The following is a 217-nucleotide window of genomic DNA, read 5'->3' on the forward strand; positions in this document are numbered from 1 at the left end:
GGCGTCACGTGTCGGTACGGGCGGGGCGAAGACAACGCCGAGAGCGAGGGCGCAACCGCCGCGGTCGACGAGGTCTCCCTCGCCGTCCCCGACGGCGAGTTCCTCGTCGTCGCGGGCGCGAACGGCTCGGGGAAGACCACCCTGGTCCGGACGTTCAACGGGCTCGTCGAGCCGGACGCCGGGCACGTCTCGGTGAACGGGACGCCGGTCGAGGAGG

At 73.3% G+C, this 217-nt stretch carries 1 protein-coding gene; it reads left to right on the top strand.

Annotation, left to right across the window (positions count from 1 at the left end; all coding sequences use genetic code 11):
• Positions 1-217: ATP-binding cassette domain-containing protein (locus tag EXE44_RS19810; protein ID WP_137718150.1), on the top strand; the 217-nt coding region annotated here is incomplete at both ends.

This window comes from Halorubrum sp. SS7 (assembly GCF_005435055.1).
GTDB classification, from domain to species: domain Archaea; phylum Halobacteriota; class Halobacteria; order Halobacteriales; family Haloferacaceae; genus Halorubrum; species Halorubrum salinarum.